The organism is Prosthecobacter vanneervenii, assembly GCF_014203095.1.
Lineage (GTDB): Bacteria > Verrucomicrobiota > Verrucomicrobiia > Verrucomicrobiales > Verrucomicrobiaceae > Prosthecobacter > Prosthecobacter vanneervenii.
The window spans coordinates 133,313-152,330 of sequence record NZ_JACHIG010000009.1; the positions used below are offsets into that span (position 1 = coordinate 133,313).

Annotated in this window: 19 protein-coding genes; 12 read left to right on the forward strand and 7 right to left on the reverse strand. The window is 60.3% G+C overall.

Going from position 1 to position 19,018, the window contains the following annotated elements:
* The first annotated feature begins 72 nt into the window (after positions 1 to 72).
* Complete coding sequence (locus tag HNQ65_RS19265) at positions 73 to 1,317, forward strand: hypothetical protein (protein ID WP_184342022.1); 1,245 nt, start codon at positions 73 to 75, stop codon at positions 1,315 to 1,317.
* Positions 1,318 to 1,424: 107 nt separating this feature from the next.
* Here the strand turns inward: HNQ65_RS19265 and HNQ65_RS19270 are convergent, their stop codons facing one another.
* Positions 1,425 to 2,567, reverse strand: a complete 1,143-nt coding sequence (locus HNQ65_RS19270) for a 1-deoxy-D-xylulose-5-phosphate reductoisomerase (protein ID WP_184342025.1) — start codon at positions 2,565 to 2,567, stop codon at positions 1,425 to 1,427.
* 18 nt (positions 2,568 to 2,585) lie between these two features.
* Positions 2,586 to 3,494 carry a phosphatidate cytidylyltransferase gene (locus tag HNQ65_RS19275; RefSeq protein ID WP_184342026.1) on the reverse strand — a complete coding sequence of 303 codons (909 nt, stop codon included), beginning with the start codon at positions 3,492 to 3,494 and terminating at the stop codon, positions 2,586 to 2,588.
* 100 nt (positions 3,495 to 3,594) lie between these two features.
* Here HNQ65_RS19275 and HNQ65_RS19280 point away from each other — a divergent pair, with 100 nt between their 5' ends.
* Entirely contained in the window at positions 3,595 to 4,233 is a 639-nt protein-coding gene (locus HNQ65_RS19280) for a C40 family peptidase (RefSeq protein ID WP_184342028.1), read from the forward strand.
* A gap of 6 nt (positions 4,234 to 4,239) precedes the next feature.
* Here HNQ65_RS19280 and HNQ65_RS19285 read toward each other — a convergent pair whose 3' ends face one another.
* The 3 genes from HNQ65_RS19285 to HNQ65_RS19295 all read right to left on the reverse strand — a co-directional run bounded on the left by HNQ65_RS19285 (position 4,240) and on the right by HNQ65_RS19295 (position 7,011).
* Complete coding sequence (locus HNQ65_RS19285) at positions 4,240 to 5,229, reverse strand: aminoglycoside phosphotransferase family protein (RefSeq protein ID WP_184342030.1); 990 nt, start codon at positions 5,227 to 5,229, stop codon at positions 4,240 to 4,242.
* Positions 5,230 to 5,291: 62 nt separating this feature from the next.
* Complete coding sequence (locus HNQ65_RS19290) at positions 5,292 to 6,212, reverse strand: sugar phosphate nucleotidyltransferase (RefSeq protein WP_184342032.1); 921 nt, start codon at positions 6,210 to 6,212, stop codon at positions 5,292 to 5,294.
* 55 nt (positions 6,213 to 6,267) lie between these two features.
* Positions 6,268 to 7,011, reverse strand: a complete 744-nt coding sequence (locus HNQ65_RS19295) for a hypothetical protein (RefSeq protein ID WP_184342035.1) — start codon at positions 7,009 to 7,011, stop codon at positions 6,268 to 6,270.
* Positions 7,012 to 7,162: 151 nt separating this feature from the next.
* On the opposite strand from HNQ65_RS19295, the gene HNQ65_RS19300 reads away from it, so the two are divergent.
* The 9 genes from HNQ65_RS19300 (at position 7,163) to HNQ65_RS19340 (ending at position 13,700) form a co-directional block, all read left to right on the forward strand.
* Entirely contained in the window at positions 7,163 to 7,417 is a 255-nt protein-coding gene (locus HNQ65_RS19300; RefSeq protein WP_184342037.1) for a hypothetical protein, read from the forward strand.
* A 207-nt stretch (positions 7,418 to 7,624) separates the two neighbouring features.
* Positions 7,625 to 7,804 carry a hypothetical protein gene (locus HNQ65_RS19305; RefSeq protein ID WP_184342039.1) on the forward strand — a complete coding sequence of 60 codons (180 nt, stop codon included), beginning with the start codon at positions 7,625 to 7,627 and terminating at the stop codon, positions 7,802 to 7,804.
* 158 nt (positions 7,805 to 7,962) lie between these two features.
* The gene (locus HNQ65_RS19310) at positions 7,963 to 8,403 is read left to right on the forward strand and encodes an Rrf2 family transcriptional regulator (RefSeq protein WP_184342041.1); all 441 of its coding nucleotides are present in this window, start codon (positions 7,963 to 7,965) and stop codon (positions 8,401 to 8,403) included.
* A gap of 19 nt (positions 8,404 to 8,422) precedes the next feature.
* Positions 8,423 to 9,769, forward strand: coding sequence for a hypothetical protein (locus tag HNQ65_RS19315; protein WP_184342043.1), 1,347 nt, complete (start codon positions 8,423 to 8,425; stop codon positions 9,767 to 9,769).
* Positions 9,770 to 9,817: 48 nt separating this feature from the next.
* Entirely contained in the window at positions 9,818 to 10,198 is a 381-nt protein-coding gene (locus tag HNQ65_RS19320; RefSeq protein ID WP_184342045.1) for a toxin-antitoxin system YwqK family antitoxin, read from the forward strand.
* A gap of 38 nt (positions 10,199 to 10,236) precedes the next feature.
* Entirely contained in the window at positions 10,237 to 10,947 is a 711-nt protein-coding gene (locus HNQ65_RS27020; RefSeq protein WP_184342047.1) for a TrkA C-terminal domain-containing protein, read from the forward strand.
* Positions 10,944 to 11,654 (forward strand): SDR family oxidoreductase, encoded by a 711-nt coding sequence (locus HNQ65_RS19330; RefSeq protein ID WP_184342049.1) that lies wholly within the window; start codon positions 10,944 to 10,946, stop codon positions 11,652 to 11,654. Before HNQ65_RS27020 ends, HNQ65_RS19330 begins: the two co-directional genes overlap by 4 nt.
* 143 nt (positions 11,655 to 11,797) lie before the next feature.
* Positions 11,798 to 12,574 (forward strand): 3-keto-disaccharide hydrolase, encoded by a 777-nt coding sequence (locus HNQ65_RS19335; protein WP_184342051.1) that lies wholly within the window; start codon positions 11,798 to 11,800, stop codon positions 12,572 to 12,574.
* A 34-nt stretch (positions 12,575 to 12,608) separates the two neighbouring features.
* On the forward strand, positions 12,609 to 13,700 hold the full coding sequence (locus tag HNQ65_RS19340; RefSeq protein WP_184342053.1) for a serine hydrolase domain-containing protein: 1,092 nt from the start codon (positions 12,609 to 12,611) through the stop codon (positions 13,698 to 13,700).
* Between the two features lie 4 nt (positions 13,701 to 13,704).
* On the opposite strand, the gene HNQ65_RS19345 is transcribed toward HNQ65_RS19340, so the two are convergent.
* Both HNQ65_RS19345 and HNQ65_RS19350 read right to left on the reverse strand, forming a co-directional pair.
* Positions 13,705 to 15,294: a LamG-like jellyroll fold domain-containing protein gene (locus HNQ65_RS19345; protein WP_184342055.1), complete on the reverse strand. Its 1,590-nt coding sequence runs from the start codon at positions 15,292 to 15,294 to the stop codon at positions 13,705 to 13,707.
* Positions 15,287 to 15,850 carry a sigma-70 family RNA polymerase sigma factor gene (locus HNQ65_RS19350; protein WP_184342057.1) on the reverse strand — a complete coding sequence of 188 codons (564 nt, stop codon included), beginning with the start codon at positions 15,848 to 15,850 and terminating at the stop codon, positions 15,287 to 15,289. The genes HNQ65_RS19345 and HNQ65_RS19350 overlap by 8 nt, the downstream gene beginning before the upstream one ends.
* A 117-nt stretch (positions 15,851 to 15,967) precedes the next feature.
* Here HNQ65_RS19350 and HNQ65_RS19355 point away from each other — a divergent pair, with 117 nt between their 5' ends.
* Positions 15,968 to 19,018: a PSD1 and planctomycete cytochrome C domain-containing protein gene (locus HNQ65_RS19355; RefSeq protein ID WP_184342059.1), complete on the forward strand. Its 3,051-nt coding sequence runs from the start codon at positions 15,968 to 15,970 to the stop codon at positions 19,016 to 19,018.

Genomic DNA, 19,018 nt, shown 5'->3' on the forward strand with positions numbered 1-19,018 from the left:
TGATCGTCTTAAGAATACAACATCGCATTTGACTTTCCCCCGGCGCTTGGTTCACCTCACCATACCACAACCATGGACGAGGCCAAAAGATCCCAGCGCCTGATTATTGTGCTTGTCGTTGTGCTTCTGGGTATCTCTATCAGCACAGCACTTCAAGTTTTTGTGCTGCAGCAGGACACACCTCAGTTCTATTCATCAGCGGCGCTGGACGCTGTCCTGGCAGAGCCTCTGAGTGTTTCCGCCTCAGCCTCCGAGAATCGTCTCCAGGACTGTTTCAACATGGTCATGGACGAGTTGGAGTCCGAAGAAATGCAGAGTCGTGCCGTGTCCAGTCTCCTGGTCACCTCCCCCTCCTTGACCATGTGCCCGGTTAAGTTGGAAGGCTGGCACTTCAAAAACAGTACAGTTATTTATGTTGGCGCCCAGGGCAGCCAATCGGCTTACACCACCGCTTTTCTTGACGCTTTGATGGATGAGTTTGCCGCTTTTTCAAAACTATCCGAGGAACCTGTTTCACAAAAACGCGGTGCTTATGCTGTATTGAAACGGGCATCACCAGCGGTTCGTATACTAGATGACTGGCTGGAGCCCGCCGTCAGTGGTGTGATCACAGGCGGAATCTCAGGTCTTCTAGCCGGGCTGCTTCTGGCATTCATTTTGATCAGGCCTGAGAGAGCTTCTCATTCCATCACCACCTCCGATTCGGCTGAGGCGCTTGGCATGAAATCGATCCCCAGGCAAATTCAAAGCTCTTGGAGTCACAGAAGACATCCGTTGGTCTGGGGAGTTTCAGCGGGCGTACTTTTAGGTCTGTCCGTCCAAATCATCCAGCTCGCAAGCATGCCCGCTGAATTCAGATCGCTGGCCAAATTGCAGGCAGTCAGCAAAACCAGCAATGGCCCTGTCCCGGACAGCTCGGGGAACATTAAAGACTACGGCCAAATCATTCGTGACCTGGAGTCACGTGAAATGGCTTTGAGAGCCATGCGGCGTGTCAAAAAGCTCATGCCTGAAGCAAAAGAGCGAGATGTCGACATACGTGTAGCAATGACCAGAGGCAGTGCTGTCTTCAATGTGCTGGCGACAAGTGACGAGCCACAATACACGCGGATTTTTCTCAACGCACTTCTGGACGAGTTTATCATCGCTGGAATGAAAGCGGACAACCGCCAGGTGAAAGACGCCATTGTGCTAGATCGGGCGACTCCAGCATCTGAAAACATCGTAGAATGGACTGTTCCGCTGCTCACAGGAGTATTCTTTGGGGCATGGGTTGGGATCATTTTCGGCATAATCGCCAAATGGCTTGGCCAGTAGGGCTGTGATGCATAGTCCGCAGAAACGATAACCCTTCGGTCCTGTACTGAGATCTTCAGTTACAGCCAGATGACGCAGAAAACGTGCAGTAATATGGCGGCTGGCTTTCAGAGCACTTCCGCAGCCTGACGCCGCGCCCAGGCGTCCGCCTCAATCAGAGCTTCCAGATCCGGATGCTCCACCACCTGGTGCGCGGTCATGACGCGCTCCACAGTCTGCCAGATGCCGGGAAAACTGAGTCTGCCTCCCAGAAAGGCATCCACCGCCACCTCATTGGCCGCATTGAGCACGGCAGGCAGCGTTCCCCCCACAGTGCCGGCATGGCGGGCGAGGTTGATCGCCGGAAAGTCGTCCACCCGGGGGGCCTCGAAATGCAGCGCGCCGACTTTGGCAAAGTCGAGCGGTTTGAGATTGTTCGGCACGCGGTCAGGCCAGGTGACGGCGTACTGAATGGGAAAGCACATGTCGCTGTGGCTGAGCTGGGCGATCACGCTGTTGTCGGCAAATTCGACCATGCTGTGCACGATGCTCTGCGGGTGCACGACGACCTCGATCTTGTCCATCGGCACTTCGAAGAGCCACTTGGCCTCGATCATTTCCAGCCCTTTGTTGAAGAGCGTGGCGCTGTCGATGGTGATCTTGCGCCCCATGGTCCAGGTAGGGTGCTTCAGCGCCTGGGCCACGGTGACGCCCGGAAGCTGATCCGCAGGCAGCTGACGGAAGGGCCCGCCGCTGGCGGTGAGAAGGATGCGTTGCACGCTGCTGTGGCGGTGGCCTTCCAGGCACTGAAAGATGGCGTTGTGCTCGCTGTCCACGGGCAGGATGTTCACGCCTTTACGCTTGGCGGCTTCGGTCACAGCCTCACCGGCCATGACGAGGATTTCCTTGCTGGCCACAGCAAGGTGCATGCCGCGCTCGATGGCGGCCAGTGCCGGAGCCAGTCCGGCGGTGCCCACGATGGCCACCAGCACCATGTCAGCATCCGACTCATTCACCAGATCCACCAGCCCCTGAGCACCTGTATGGAGGACAACGTCTGCAGGCAGCAGGGCACGCGCCTTGTCTGCAGCAGCGGCATCCGTCAGGGCCACCTGCTTCACGCCCGTCTCGCGCACTTGGGCCACCAAGGACTCGACACTGCTGTTGGCGGCTAGCCCGACGATCTGCATCCGCTCAGGGATGTCTCGCGCGACCTTGAGGGCGCTGGTGCCGATGGAGCCGGTGGAGCCGAGGAGGAGAACTTTGCGCATCAGGTCTGCTGCTTTGGCTTATCGCGCGATGGCGGACAAGTAAAAATAAAACACCGGCGCGGTGAAGAGCAGGCTGTCGGTGAGATCCAGTATACCGCCGATGCCGGGGAGAGTATGGCCGCTGTCCTTGATGGCCACGCAGCGCTTGAGCACAGACTCAGCCAGATCTCCGGTGACGGCAGTAGCGCACAGTACCGGAGCCAGCAGCATGCCGTGCATCCAGGTGATCGGGGCCAGCTTTTCGGGCATGGTGGCCAGCAGAATGGCGGCGGCGGTAAAAGAGCCGATGAAGGCCCCCACAAACCCCTCCCAGGACTTTGCCGGGCTGATGTGCGGGATCATTTTATGCTTTCCAAACAGCACGCCCACCACGTAGGCCCCCATGTCACTGAACTTGGTGACCATGATGAGGAAGAGCACCAGGAAGATGTCCGTGATACCCTTGCCGTCGGCATGGAAGTACATCAAACGCACCATGAATCCAAAAAAGATGACGGTATAAACAGTGCCAAACACCGTGTTGAAAATGCGCTGTAGAGTCAGCGTGCCTTCCAGCTGGTGCCGATAGCAGAGGATGAAGGAGCCATGCACGCTGGCGGTCAGGGCAGCCAGGTCAAACTCCATCGGCGGCGCCTTGTGCTTTGAGGTCGTGTACCACAGCACCACGCCCCAGTACACAATGCAGATGACAAAACCCAGCGCATTGAAGGAGCGTGCATGCGGATCATTCCTCAGCAAACGGAAGTACTCGACCGCGCCCGCGACCCCAAAGAAACCGGTGATCGCTATGATCAGCCACGTGTTCTGCCACTGCAAAAACGCCACAGTCAGCAGCGTCCACAGCGACAGCGTGCTGAACAAACGGGACGCAAAAACTCGACGCTTGCTGGGCGCGGTGGACGGCGGTGCGGCGGCGGTTTCTGACATGCGGCGGGTTGGGGTGCGCCATTTAGAGCCTATCCCGCCGTGTAGAGCAATGCGATTTCGCATTTGGCTTTCCTTCTTGCACCGTTAATTTGCCCTCAGCATGGCGGCCTACCTCATTCAGTCCGGCGACACTCCGTTCGGCATCGCCCGCAAATTCGGCATGAGCTTTGACCGTTTCAAAGCCTTGAACCCGGGTCTGTGCGACGCCAAAAACAACTGCCGCATCCTCTTCCCCGGCCAGGTGCTCCAGGTGGACGCCGCTGCAGGTGCGTCCCCTGCACCTGTCAGCCCCACGCAGCCAGCCGCCGGTTTCGTGCCGCAGGCACCACCCTGGATGGAGTCCGCCCTGCGGGAGCAGGGAGTGGCCGAATGGAACCCTGGGGACAACCCACGCATCATCGAATACCTGGCCAGCGTGGGCGTGCGCGGTGGGGATGAGACCAGCTGGTGCGCCGCCTTTGTGAACTGGAACCTGCTAAATTCGGGGTTTCCCGGCTTCCACACCGGCCTCGCCGGGCAATGGATCAGCTACGGCCGCCCCGTGTCCCCCACCTACGGCTGTATCGTGGTCATGCAGCCCCTCAGTGCCGGAGCCAGCGGCCATGTGGGCTTTCTCCACGCGATGGACCAGAGCAATGTCTGGCTGCTCAGCGGCAACAGCGCCAACCGAGTCCGCATCTCCGCCTACTCCCGGGGCAAGCTGGCACCCGGCCAGTGCTTCCGCTGGCCTCCAGTCTGAGCAAAATCACAGCCCCCCAGCAAAAAACGCGCGTAGCTCGTGCAGCCCGTGCCCTTCGGAGCAGACGTCGGTCAGATTGGCCACCGCAGCTGGAATGTGCTGCTCATAATGGGGCTTGCCCAGGTTTCGACTGAGGTTGGCATAGGCCCCGAGCGCCTGCATAAGCCGCTGGGCGGCGCAAAGGTAAAAGATCTCCCGCAGTTCCTGCAGTTTCAGGCCCCGGTGCTCAGCGTAGTAGCGCAGCAGATCGGCACGCTCTGTCCGCGTCAGGTTTACATAAGGATCATAGAGCAGCGATGCGAGATCGTATTCCGCCAGCCCGAGTCGCAGCCCCTGGTAGTCCACCAGCCAGGCATCCGCCCCACGGATTAGCACATTCTGGCTCTGGAAATCCCGGTGCACCAGACAGCGCGGCAGGCGGGCCAGGCGGCGGCGCAGCTGCTTGAGCGCATCATGCGCAGCATTGAATTCCGCGCCATCAACGTCCCAGCCCAGATAACCGCCGACAAAATGCTCCAGGAAATACTTCTGCTCCCAATCATAGAGCGCCTCGTCAAAGCCCGGCTCCAGCTCATTGAGATCTCCCACAGCCAGCTGCTTTTCCCCCACCTGATGAAACTTGGCCGCCTCCCGCAAGGTGGCTTGGTAAAGCGGAAAACGTTTCTCCCACGGCTGGCTGTCGTAGGACTGGAGATCCACCCGGCCCAGATCCTCCAGCCAGACGCACAGGCGCTGCTCATCAAAAGCATAGATCTCCGGCACGTTCGCGCCGATCTTCCTCAGCCGGTGGGTGGCGGGTACAAACTTGGGATTGTCCCGGCGCGCCAGGGTGTAAACCATGAGGATCATGGGGGCACGCTCCGTCTGCCATTTGAGACGATAGAAATGCCGGTCGGAGGCCCCCTTGAGAATGACCTCCACATCACATGGCGTCGCTTTCAGCTCAGGAAAGTGTTCGCGGGTGAAAATGAGCAGGGCCTCGTGTTCAGGGAGCATGGTCGGGAAAAAGGGAATGACGGGCGCGAAAGGCGGAATGTCCACCGCAAAGCCGTGCGGGTCTAAAAATCGGAATCCTCGGCTCTGCCAGCGGCGGTGACACCGCTGCGGACGATGCAGCGCTTGAGCTCCGCACCCGCCAGCACCCGGCCTCCAGGCCAGACGATGCAGTCTTCCAGCTGCGCACGCGCCTCGATCACAGCCCCGGCTCCCACGACATTGATGCCACGCAGCACCGCACCGGCCTCGATTTGCGCGGCGGGATCGATGGCAGGGCCATACATGCCATTCAGAGCTGAGTGTGCCGACAGGTAGGCTGTGCGGCTGCCGAGGTCCCACCAGCTGCCTTCATCCACCACCACGGCACCCAGCTTGGCACCGGCGCGGATCATGTTGAGGAAAATGGGGATCACGGACTCCACCTTGCCGGGGGTAATCCAGTCATGGATGGCCGGATCGCAGGCATAGATGCCGGTGAAGAGGTATTTCCCCTCGTCTCCGGTTCCCAGCTTGTTGCGGATGTCTGTCACCAGGCCAGTGCCGGGATCAAAGGCCACATGCAGGGAGGGGCCATGACTACGCAGGATGAGAGTGACGAGATTGCCCTTGGTGCGATGCTCATCTAGAAGCGGCTTAAGCGGCAGGTCCGTGAGAATATCGCCGTTATAGACAAGAAAGGGATCGTTGCCGAGCAGGTCGCGCACATTGGAGATGCCACCGGCGGTTTCCAGCCGCACAGGGCTCTCATTGCGAAACTGGATCGGTACGCCTCGATAGCCCTGCCCGGGAAAGGCCTGCCCATAGGCTTCGGGAATATGGTGGGTGTTGACCACCAGCTTGGAAACCCCAGCCGCAATCAGGTGATCGAAGGCATAAGTAATGAGGGGACGGTGAAACACCGGCACCAGCGGCTTAGGAAGCTGCTCCGTCAGAGGTCTCAGTCTCTCGCCAATGCCTGCGCCCAATACAAATGCCTGTTTCACGCGCGGCATTTACGCGGACAAGGTGGCGGCGCAAACGGAAGTTGGCGCCTGAGGCTCAAGCCGCCTTTTTCTTTCTCAGCCAGGCCACCAGGGCCACGATGCCCGCTACCGAGACCAAAGTCGCGGTCGTGCCGCCGCCTTGGGAACCCGTGCCGCACAGGGCGCACATGGCATCGGGGGCATCCAGCGTTGCGTCAGCAGTACCAGCTGCGGACTCCTCCGTGATGGGCGGAGGAGCCTTGGAGCGCGGCGTGAAGGTTTTCAGGTCCAGCACGTAGCTCGTCTCTCCTGGAAAGAGGATCTGGAAGCGCTCCACCTTTTTGCCCAAGGCGGTGTTGTGATAAAGCACGCTGAGAGTGCCCGCCGGCAGCGCCTTGATAGAGTAGCCCGTCGACCCCGCAGGCAGCTTGGTGCGCCAGGTGCCGGTGAGCATGACAGGGTCTTCGGGCTGCTTTAGAGGTACATTTTCCGCAGCCGTGAATTCCCAGGAAAGCTCAGGCTTCACCTCAGCCACGGGGTCCAGCACCACCTCCACCACCTTCTGCACATACTCCTGCGCCTTGGTCTTCAGCTTTTCTTGCTGCTCTGCCGGGGTGACGCCCAGATCGGCATTGGTCAGATAGGGGGCCACATTGGGGTCCGGCTCAAAGCTGCGCGGGTCGATCTCGATCTGCAGTAGGTACTCGCCGCCCTGCTCAAAATGGGACCTGACAGCCACGTCCGGCAGGGGGTGCGCCATGCCACTGGGCGTAAAGGCCAAGACGGCTAGCAGACTGAGGCTGGAAACGATTCTATTCATCCGGTCAGCGTGGCACGCCCGGGCCGCTGTGACGACCTTTTTTGAAAAATCCCACATTTTTTTGATTGTCAGGGTGGGCGGCAGTCGTTTTGAATGGGTGTAAATCCGCCTGGTCACTTCCCTGACGGAAAGCTTACCACCTCAACTCAACATGAAATCCATCCTCACTACCCTCGCCGTTCTTGGCCTCTCCGTGTCCGCTTTCGCTGGCTGCGGCAAAACCGAAACCACCAGCGGCAAGCTCAAGTCCGTTGATTCCGACTCTAAGTCCATCGTGATCGAAGCTGACGGCAAGGACGTCAAGCTGACCCTGACCGCCGCCGTCTCCGGCGCTGACAAGCTCGTCGGCAAGAAGGTGACCGCCGTCAGCTCCCACAAGAAGGTGGAATCCCTCAAGGAAGGCTGATCCTATTTTGCGGTGACCTAATCACCTGTTGAGCCCGGAAGCGCCCCTTCCGGGCTTTTTTGTGTCTCAAAGCACGCCAAGCTTGTGCGAATTCGCAATTATTCTTGAGATTAGCTGAAATAATTTGTTTTCTTTATCCTCTTAATCGTCTGAGCACGGGCCCAAAAGCCTCTGCCAGCCACAAGACACCAACACTACCACATCATCATGAAGTCACTTCTCACCCTTGCCCTCGTGTCCTCCAGCCTGCTGCTGAGCAACTGCTCCAACGGCCACTGCATCTTCGCGAAGAAGAAGGAAACCTGCACCTCCTGCTGCAGCGCTCCTGCCGCCAAGAAGACCACGGCTCACGCCGCCTGCTGCGCCACCCCTGCGAAGAAGAAGTAATTTCCAGCACATCGGATCTCAAAGCCCGGAGGGAAACCTCCGGGTTTTTTGTGGCCGCGTCACGCAGATCTTGTCAGCCATTGTGCCTCCTTTGGCAGCAGCTCTTTAAACATGCACGCCGGGTGCAAGTTTAGTCGGATGCCCTCGTAAATCGAATCATGCGACTCAGCCTTTTCTCCGACTACTCCCTGCGCGTGCTCATGTTTGCAGCCCTGAAGGGAGAGGCCTTTTCCCTCAGCGAGGTGGCTGAGGCCTACAGCATCTCGCGGCACCACCTTGTGAAGGTGGTCAACTATTTGGCCAAGCTCGGTTATTTGGAAACCCGACGCGGCAGAGGCGGCGGCATCTCTCTAGGCATGCCAGCTGAGGAAATCCGCATCGGCATGGTGGTGCGCCGAACCGAGGATTCGCCCATCATCGTGGAGTGCTTCGATCCGCAGCACAATACCTGCCCAATCAATGGCTCCTGCCGCCTCAAAGGCGCCCTGGCCCAGGCCGTAAATGCCTTCTACGAAACCCTCGACCGCCATACGCTGAGCGACCTCGTCGCTGGCAATGCCGGAGCGGGCATGAAAAAACAGCTGCTGCCAAAGGACTGACGCCCCACCTCTCACAGCCATGAACTTCTCGATCCCCCGCACTTCCTGCCAGCGCTCTTTCCTGCTGCGTTTGAGCTTGGTCATGCTGCTCTCAGCTTCCCTCCTCCAGGCCGAGGATGAGTACGAAAACGCCCCCATCCGCTATTCTGAGACCGAGCCCAACGACGCCGCCCAGCGGCTCGAACGCCTGATGGCCGCAGGCAAGGTCAAGATCGACCGCACGGACGCATGGACCGTGCTGCGTGATGTGATGAAGCAATTCGACATCCCGCAGGAATCCCAGGTCATGGTCTTCTCCAAGACCAGCAAACAGAACGACCGCATCAGCCCGCAGACACCGCGCGTGGTTTATTTTGGCGACAACGCCTACGTCGGCTACTGCCTTGGCGGCAGCATCGAGGTGGCCACGGTGGACCCAAAGCTCGGCCCCATTTTTTACCTGCTCGATCCCAACGAAGAACCCTCCAAGCCTCTGCAGTTTCAGAGGGACAACAGCTGCCTGAGCTGCCACGGCGGCCCCTTCTCCCCCGGCGTGCCCGGCGTCATCGTCCGCTCCGTGTATCCAGGACCTGAAGGCCACCCCATCATGAGCCAAGGCAGCACCGTCGTGGACACCACCACCCCCTTCAGTGACCGCTGGGGTGGCTGGTATGTCACCGGCAGACACGGAAACATCCTTCATCGTGGCAACGTCACCGCCACCGAGAAGAACGACCAGAGCATCGACATCAATTTCAAAGCTGGTGCCAACATCTCCAACCTCGGCAAGTTTTTCGACACCAGCCCCTACAAGCGTAAGCAGAGCGATATCGTGGCCCTCATGGTGCTGGAGCACCAGACCAGCGTGCAGAACATCCTGACCAAGGCCAACCACACCTCCCTGCGCGCCATGCACATGCAGACAAGCCTCCAAAAAGAGCTGGGAGAGACTGTCACCACTGAACCCACCGGCAGCGCACGCCGCATCATCGACCACAGTGCCGAGGACGTGGTGGAGGCGCTGCTCTTCAAAGACGAGGCCGCCCTGCCCGAAGGCGGCATTGAGGGAGATCCCGCCTTCCAGACCGCCTTCACCAAAAACGCCCCGCAGAGCAGCGACGGCCGCAGCCTCAAGGACTTCCAGCTCCTGCACCGCCTCTTCAAATACCGCTGCAGCTACATGGTCTATTCCCTCACCTTCCAGCACCTCACCGCCCCGCTGAAGCAGACCGTGCTTAACCGGTTATGGACCATCTTGGACGGCAAGGACACCACCGGTCACTTCGCCTACCTCTCCGAAAAAGAACGCGGCCACATTCGCCGAATCCTGGCCGAGACACTTCCCGGTGTCCCTGATTCATGGAAGAAAGCGGTGGCGGCAAAGTGAGCTGTGCTGCGAGTTGAAAATGTGCGCACCATCTCCACCCTTGCGCCGATGAAACAGCTCCTCGCCCTCCTGCTCCTCGCATTCTGCCTCACCTCCTGTGGAGAAAAACAGCCTCCTGAGGTGGATTTCGCGGACAAGGACATCGAGCTGCTGAACGAAGGCAAGGAGGCCCATTACAAAGGCAAGCCCTACACCGGCCTTGTCCGCAACAAGCACTCCAACGGCAAGACCGCCGGTGAGTACCCCTACCAGAACGGCAAGATGCAGGGGGTGATGAAGGAGTGGTGGGAAAACGGCCAGCAGTCCGCCGAAACGAACTTCGACAACGGCCAGCGCCACGGGCTCAACCGCTACTGGGACATGAAGGGCCGCCAGACCAAGGAGCAGATATACGACCACGACAAGTCCGTCAGCGAAAAGCATCTCTGAACTTGGAACTTTAAACCTGAAACTTTAATCACAAGTTCGTGGCCGCTCCCGTCATCGCGCTGCTCATCATCGCCCTGGTTTCCCTGCTGGTGGTGCGTGTGGGTGCCACGGCGCTGATGATGACCGGCATCAGCTGGGACACCGCCAGCTTTCAGGCCTACTCGGCCTTCTTCGGCGTGGGCTTCACCACGAAGGAAGCTGAGCTGGTGGTCAATCACCCCGTGCGCCGCCGCATCATCCGCGATCTCATTCTTGCTGGAAACGTGGGCCTGACTTCCGCACTGGCCACACTCATCGTGACCCTGCTGCAGAGCAGCTCTGGCGGGGATACCATGCTAATGCTGGGCTGGCTGGCCGCCGGACTGGTGGTGATGCTGATGATCTCGCGCCTCGCGTGGTTTCAAAAAATTCTCGATCACGTCATCCAGCGCACGCTGGAGCGCACCGGCATGGTGCGTGCGCTGGACTATGAGCTGCTGCTGCGCATTCAGCACGGCTATGTGGTTTCGGAGATCGAAGTGCTTGCTGGCACCTTCCTCGCAGGACGCACGCTGCGCGAATCGCGCCCGTGGGACCGAGGAGTCGTCATTCTTGCCATCACGCGCGATGGTAAAACTCACTCCGGAATTCCCGCACGGGATGATCTCATCAAGACTGGAGACATCCTCACTGCCTACGGCAAGGAACCTCATCTTCTGGCCATGACTCAGCCATTTGAGCCCTCCTCCAAAACCTCACCCAAATCATGAACCTCTCCCAGCAAGTCTGCGTTATCACCGGCGGAGCCAAAGGCATCGGTCTCGCCACCGCCCACGCCCTGCTCGCACGCGGTGCCCGTTTAGCATTGCTCGACCTCGAAAACGTGGTGCTGGATCACCCTGACGCTCTCTCCATCCGCTGCGATGTCTCGCAAGCTGCGGAGGTTCAGGCTGCTCTGGATCAGGTCACCGAACAACTCGGCCCCATCTCCGTCTGGGTAAACAACGCGGGTCTCGCACGGCATCGCTGGATACCCGACTACACCGAAGCCGAGATCGATCTCATGCTCGCAGTGAATCTCAAGGGCACCATCCTCGGCTCTCAGGCAGCCCTGAAGTCCATGATCCCGCACCGGCGTGGCCACATCATCAATGTCATCTCCACCGCCAGCCTGCGTGGCATCCCGAGCGAAACCGTGTACTGCGCGGCCAAGTGGGGCGTGCGCGGCTTCACGCAGGGCCTGGCAGAAGAAGCCGCCCCGCATCGCATCCGCGTCACCGCCATTCTGCCCGGTGGTGTGGACACCGCCTTCTGGGACGACGCCTCCCAGCGCCAGGCCCCAAAGCAGCTCTTTCTCAAGCCCGAGCACATCGCCGACGGCATCATTCGCTGCCTGGAGATGGACGACTTCTGCGTCCCGCGCGAGCTGGTGCTGCGCTCTCTGGATGATAGCGACTTCACAGTGAAGCCGGCATAGACCTCGCGCCGCACGAGGATGCGGCATGATTCTCCCGCTACTCACGTATTCTCCCCTGGAAACAGCACCTTCTGGACTCAGACCAACACTGCTGGTGTGCTTGCTCCGAGCGCTTGCGGGTTCTGAATCTTGGGCACCAAATCATGAGCACACCGTTTTTCTCCAGGGCATCCCGGCGCACCTTTCTCAAGGCCGCATCACTCACCGCTCTCGGCAGCATGCCCTGCAGCCAAGCCGCAGAAAACACAGTGAGTCCGAGTCAGGACCCGCCGCCATCCGGCTTTGTCCCGCTCTTCGATGGTCGCACCTGGGCAAACTGGCAGCATGAGCCACATCTCGACGGCGTGTGGGAAATCGCTGATGGCACCATCCGCCTGCGCACCGACGAACCGCCACGCCAGCGCGGCAAGGACTACAACCTCTCCACTGCGAAGCAATACAAAGACTTTGTGCTGCTCATCGACTGGCGTCTCACCGGCAAACCCGTGGTGAAACCGCACCAGTGGCTCATGGACGACGGCCAGTTTCATACCGATGCCGCCGGCAAGGTGATCATGAAGGACAATCTCACCTGGGGAGACAGCGGCATCTACCTGCGTGGTGCACGTGCCGCACAGGTAAACATCTGGTGCCAGCCCTGCGGCAGCGGCGAGGTGGGCACCAAATTCAAGGACACTGAGGCCACGAAAGAAGAACGCATGAAGACCATGCCCAGCGTCCGTGCCGACAAAGGCCCCGGCGAATGGAACCGCTTCTTCATCACCCTGCGCGGCGACCGCGTGGATGTGACGCTCAACGGAGTGGACATCATCCAGGGCGCACGCGTGAAACAGATTCCGGCCGAAGGACCCATTACCCTCCAAAACCACAAGGATGGTGTGGAGTTCCGCCGCATCTTCATCAAGGAGCTCGATCACTAGCCTGCGATCACAAGCTGCAAAAATTTCCACTGCCATGAACACCCGCCGCACCTTTCTGACCTCTCTCGCCGGGCTTGCGGCCACCAGCGGTCACGGCCTCACCCCTTCCCTCATGAACGACGCATTTCAGATCATCCAGAAGCAGATCAAAGACGGCACCCTCGAATCCGCCGTGCTGCATGTGCGCAGGAAGCAGGACACCTTTCAGCAGGCCTTTGGCAAAGCTGCAAATGCCGATGCCATTTTCCTCCTTGCCTCCATCACCAAAACCATGACCGCCACGGCGGTGATGGTGCTGGCGGAGCGAGGCGAACTGCAGATCACCGATCCTGCAATGAAGTTCATTCCCGAGTTCAGCGAAGGCGCGCGCAAGGAAATCACCATCGAGCACCTGCTCACACACACCTCCGGCCTTCCGGATCAGTTGGAAGACAATGCCGCACTGCGCGCACGCCATGCACCGCTGGCAGAGTTTGTGCAGGGTGCTATCCGCACACCGCTGCTGTTTGCCCCCGGCACGAAGTTCCACTACCAGAGCATGGGCATTCTGCTGGCGGCGGAAATCGTGGAGCGCATTACCAAAAATCCGCTGCCAGACTTTCTTGCCAAGGAAGTTTTCACACCTCTCGACATGAAGCACAGCGCCCTCGGACTGGGCCGCTTCAAAATCGCAGACACCATCCGCTGCCAGACCGAGCACGCCGCGCCCGAATCCGGTGCTGGCGATCCCAAAGCCGCCTCTTGGGATTGGAACAGCCCCTACTGGCGCAATCTCGCCGCGCCCTGGGGTGGCGCCCATGGCTCAGCCGGCGACGTGGCTCGATTTCTTGACTCGTTTCTGCATTTCTCCGGCAAAGTGCTGCGTCCAGAAACCGTGCGTCTGATGCTGCAAAATCACAGCGAGGGTCTCGGTGCACGGCGCGGCATCGGCTTTGCCCTGGGCCCAGAGGGCTTTGGCAAAGGCTGCTCAGACAGGAGCTTTGGCCACTCGGGATCTACCGGCACTCTGGCCTGGGCAGACCCGGCCACGGACACCACGTGCGTCATCCTTACCTCGCTGCCGTCTCGCATTTCCGCAGACACGATACTACATCCCGTGTCAGACGTGGTGGCCAGGTCGCGCTGAAATTTCAACGCGCCGCATGCTCGCGGATTTCCTGCTCGCTGAGCGCGTGTTCATAGACGGCCATTTCAGCCATGCGTCCGACGAACTGGCGTGCATCCTTGTTTCCCGCAGCCTCAAACAGGCGGCCAAAGCGCAGCGCACAGGCGGTGGTCTTTTCCGTGCCAAGCAGCTCGGTGTCGCCCACCAGCCTGCCGTCCAGGTACATTTCCAGCGTGCTGCCACGGCGCTGGCAGACGAGATGCTGCCAGCGGTAGGGCGTGTAAAGCGGGGTGCTGTACACATTCATGCCATCCCTGCTCCCAGGAGGCCAGCGGAAGAGAAAGCGCACCCGGCCTGGCCGCAGGGCATTGCGTGCATCGCGCCGCGTCAGTTGCAGCAGTGAGAGCGTGTCGTGCTCATCGTCCAGCGCATGCAGCACCGCCAGCACGCTGCTGTGATACGCATCGCTGGCAAACCAGAGCTCCACCGCAAACTCATCGGGCGGGGTCCACTCGCCATCAGCGCGCAGATACTGCGGTTCATTCTCAGCAGCAAAGGCCAGGCTGCCGTCAGCTTGGGGCAGGATGCCGCCTAGAATGCGCAAAGCTTTGCCGCCCGGACCCGCATCTGCAATACTCCCTTCCGCAGCCGCCTGACCACGCCAGTAGTGCAGCGGTTTGGACTTGAGAATTCGCTGCGCATAATCCGCTCTCATAACAAGCGGAGGGATCCGCAGATCAGGTGCGCTGAGCATCTCACGTGGATCGATGCCGCGCAGCGTTTTCGCCTGTGGGTCCAGCTCCGAAGACTGCTGCGCGCTGAGCAGCCGAGTCCGCAGCGGGCTGCCATCCTTGGAGAGCATCGCCAATTCCGCCTGTCCCTGATAGACCATCACCTGCGTCTTGCCCTGGCCTTCCACATTCACGCCAAACTCCGTCCCCAGATCCACCACCGCACCTCCCGGCGTCTCGATGGTGAACCCCTCCGCTCCTTGATTCACATGTGCACGCACATTGCCACGCCTGCACGTGATGCGCTCGGCATCTTGCAGCGTGATGTCTGCCGGACCTTCAATGTGGACACTGACTCCGCTCAAGAATGCGAGCGTGAGACGTCCGCTCTCAAAACGCAGATTTCCCGCGCCCACCAGTCCTCCGACAAGTGGTTGATTCGCCTGCGCAGCATGCCATTTCACCGCATCCATCCGCACCACCAGCGCGAGATTTTCACGACCTGCGGAGGCCGTGTCTGTCTGCTGCGGCGACTGCACGATGAGCAGTACCGCAAACACCGCCGCCAGACAGGCTGCCAGCGCGGCCACAGGCCGCCACCAGGAGGCCACAAACGGGCGCGGCTGCTGGCGCAGCGCTGCCCGGATTTGCTCCTCGGCAAAGTCTTCTCTCACCGCCGCCAGCCCCAGCTCGTCCTGCAATTCCAGCCAGCGGGGCTCAGGTGCCTGCACAGCCTGCAGGCTTCCAAAGGTGCGCAGTTCCGTCACCAGTTCTTTTCTCAGCGCAGCATCTTCACGCAGCCGCTTCAGCAACTCCGCACGGCGTGCCTCCGTCATCTCTTCGCCAAACCATGCAGCGATGATATCATGCAGCTCCTCAGACATTTTGCACCTCCTTCACGACACACTCCCGCAGGAGCTGGTTGGCACGATAGTGAAGTTGGTAGATCGCCCCGGCAGAGGTTTGCAGCGCTTCTGCCAGCGCCTGCACCTTCATCCCCTCCAGGCCCGCATGCACCACACGCCGCAGCTTGTCCGGCAGCTTGGCGATGCAGCGCAGCAGGGCCTCAATGTGTTCAGGCTTTTCATGCGCGGCCGCTACATCCAGCTCGGCACCCACAATCTCCGCCACCTCGGCACGGAAGCGGTCGAGGGCGCTGGACCTCCGCTGGCTGCTGCGAAAGTGCATGAGCACCTTGTTGCGTGCGATGCCTCTCAACCACGCGCCCATGTCATCGCCACGCTTGAAGCTGTGCAGCGAGCGATACGCCGCGATGAAGGTCTCCTGCGCCAGATCGTCCACATCCCCGGTGTTGAAAACCTGCGCGCCAATGTAGCTGCGCAGCATCAGTCCGTGCGCCTGCACCACCTGCATGAAGGCGGCGGAGTCTCCGCGTGCCACGGCGTCCAGCACGGAATCCATCTGGGAGGGATCAGTCATCAGCCACAGTTTGCCGCAGACTCGCGGATCTCACACAAAAACATTTTTTGTGAGATCCCCGCCTTGGCGGCAAATCAGTCATCATAGATCACGTTCTTCTGGCACGTTATTTCCACCATGACCAAGTTCACCAGCCTCCTTCTGCTTTCCGCCCTCGGCCTCCACGCCGCCGAAGCTCCCGTGCCGGCCAAGATCGAGTTCAATCGCGATGTGCGGCCCATCCTCTCAGACAACTGCTTCTACTGCCATGGCAACGACCCCAAGCACCGCGAGGCCGACCTGCGGCTTGACATCCGCGAGGAAGCCCTGAGCGCCAAGGCCTTCATCCCCGGCAAGGGCGCGGAGAGCGAGCTGGTCTCACGCATCCTCACCACCGATGAGGACGACCTCATGCCGCCGCCGGATTCCCACAAAAAGCTCACGCCGCAGCAGAAGGAGATCCTGAAAAAATGGATCGACCAAGGAGCGGCCTACCAGCAGCACTGGGCTTATGAAAAGCCGGTGAAAGCTGCTGTTCCCGCAGGTAAAAACGGCGTGGATGTTCTGGTGCTGAAGCGCCTGGCCGAAGTCGGACTCAAGCCCTCACCTCAGGCCGATCCCCGCACGCTCATCCGCAGACTCTACCTGGATCTGATAGGCCTGCCGCCCAAACCGGAGGAGGTGGCCGCCTTTGAGCGCGATCACTCCCCTGCCGCATACGCAAAGCTCGTTGACAGCCTGCTCAAAAATCCGCACTTCGGCGAACGCATGGCCATCGGCTGGCTGGATGTGGTGCGCTTTGCCGACACCATTGGCTACCACAGCGACAACCCGCACAATGTCTGGCCTTACCGCGACTACGTCATCAACGCCTTCAATAGCAACAAGCCCTTTGACCGCTTCACCATCGAGCAGATCGCCGGCGACTTGATGCCAGACGCCAGCCAGGAGACACGCGTGGCCTCCGCCTTCAACCGCCTGCTGCTCACCACCGAGGAGGGTGGTGCCCAGGCCAAGGACTACGAGCAGCGCATGCTGACCGACCGCGTGCGTGCTGTAGGCAATGCATGGCTGGGGCAGACCACCGGCTGCAGCCAGTGCCACGATCACAAGTTCGACCCCTGGACCATGCGCGATTTTTATTCCCTCGGTGCCTTCTTTGCCGACATCAAGGAGCCGATCCTTGGCCGCCGCGAGCCCGGCATGCTGGTGCTGGATAAGGCAGGGCAGAAGAAGCAGGCGGACATCGCCCAGCGACTAGCCGCACTGCAGGCCGACTTTGCCAAGTCACGCCCGGAGCTCGCCACAGGTCAGGCGGCGTGGGAAAAGCAGGCGCAGGAAGCCGTGACCTCCAGCAGCCAGTGGCAGCCGCTGAAGCAGGTCACTGCAACCTCGGCCAAGAAAAACGTCACCCTCAAAGCAGACAAGGAAGGCGTTATCCGCGGCACCATCGACGCCAAGCGCAATGAGCGGAAACAGAACGACGGCACCGATACCTACACCCTTACCGCCAAGCTGCCTGCAGGTACCACCGGAATCCGCATCGAGGCTCTGAAGGAAAAGCTGCGCGGCATCGGCCTCGCATCTAATGGCAACTTCGTGCTGAGCGAGATCGCCCTCACCAGCGGTGGCAAAAAGCAGTCAAGAAAACTCACCGTCTCTCACGCCAGCGCCACCTATGAGCAGAAGACCTTTCCTGCATCAGCCGCTATCGACGGCATCGCAGATCAAAAGAACAACGGCTGGGGCGTGTTGGGCGGCACCGGAGCTGATCAGGCGCTCTATCTTGAATTGGCGCAGCCACTCGCTGAAGCCGACTCCGCGGTCTCTTTCACGCTCACTTTCGCCTGGGGAGACAATCACGAGATCGCCAACCTGCGCCTGAGCACCACCAGCGCGCCCAAGCCCATCCGCGCCCCCGGCACCGCCCTTCCCTCCGCTGAGATTGCCGCCATCCTGAAGACCGCACCTGAAAAGCGTACCGCTGCACAGAAAGGCCAGCTCTCCGCTGCCTACAAGCAGATCGCCCCTGAGCTCCGCGAGCTTCGCTCCAAAATCGCCACCGTGGAAAAAGAGAAGGCAGATTTCGAAAACAGCGCACCCAAATGCATCGTCTCAGTCAGCGACATGAACAAGCGCACCGTGCGCATCCTGCCACGCGGCAACTGGATGGATGAAAGCGGCGCGGTGATGAAGGCCGCCCTGCCCGGCTACCTGCCCAAGCCCAAGATCGAAGGCCGCGACCTCACCCGTCTCGATCTGGCGCAGTGGCTCGTCTCCAAGGACAATCCTCTCACCGCCCGCACCGTCATGAACCGCCTGTGGAAGCAGTTCTTCGGCATCGGCTTGAGCAAGGTGCTCGACGACCTCGGTGCCCAGGGCGAGCCCCCGGTGAACCCAGCACTGCTGGACTGGCTGGCCTGCGAGTTCATGGACAGCGGCTGGGACATGCAGCACATGATCCGCATCATCGTGGATAGCGCCACCTACCAGCAAGTCTCCACCTCCACAAAGGCACTGAGCGCCGCCGACCCCTACAATCGCGAATGCGCCCGCCAGAGCCCCTTCCGCCTGGATGCCGAACTCGTGCGTGACAATGCCCTCACCATCTCCGGCCTGCTCGTTCCAAAAATCGGCGGCCCCAGCGTGAAGCCCTATCAACCCGCCAAGTATTGGGAAAACCTGAACTTTCCCACCCGCGAATGGCAGAACGACAGTGGCGAGGGCCTCTATCGCCGTGGCCTCTACACCTGGTGGCAGCGCACCTTCCTCCAGCCCTCCCTGCTGGCCTTTGACGCCCCCAGCCGCGAAGAATGCGTGGCCGAGCGCAACCGCTCCAACATCCCGCAACAGGCCCTCGTGCTGCTGAATGACCCGACCTATGTCGAGGCCGCTCGCTCCTTCGCCGCCCGCGTTCTTTCCGAATGCAACGGCGACACTAGCCAGCGCATCACCTGGGCCTTTGAGCAGGCTTTGCAGCGCAAGCCAAGCACCGAAGAGTTGCAGACACTGACCTCTCTCCACGACAAGCAGTTCGCCGATTATCAAAAAGATGCCGCCTCTGCCGAAGCCCTGCTCAAAACCGGTGCAGCCGCAGTCCCTGCCAGCCTTAACAAGAGTGAGCTCGCAGCCTGGACACATGTCACACGCGTGCTGCTCAATCTGCACGAAACGATCACCCGGAGCTGA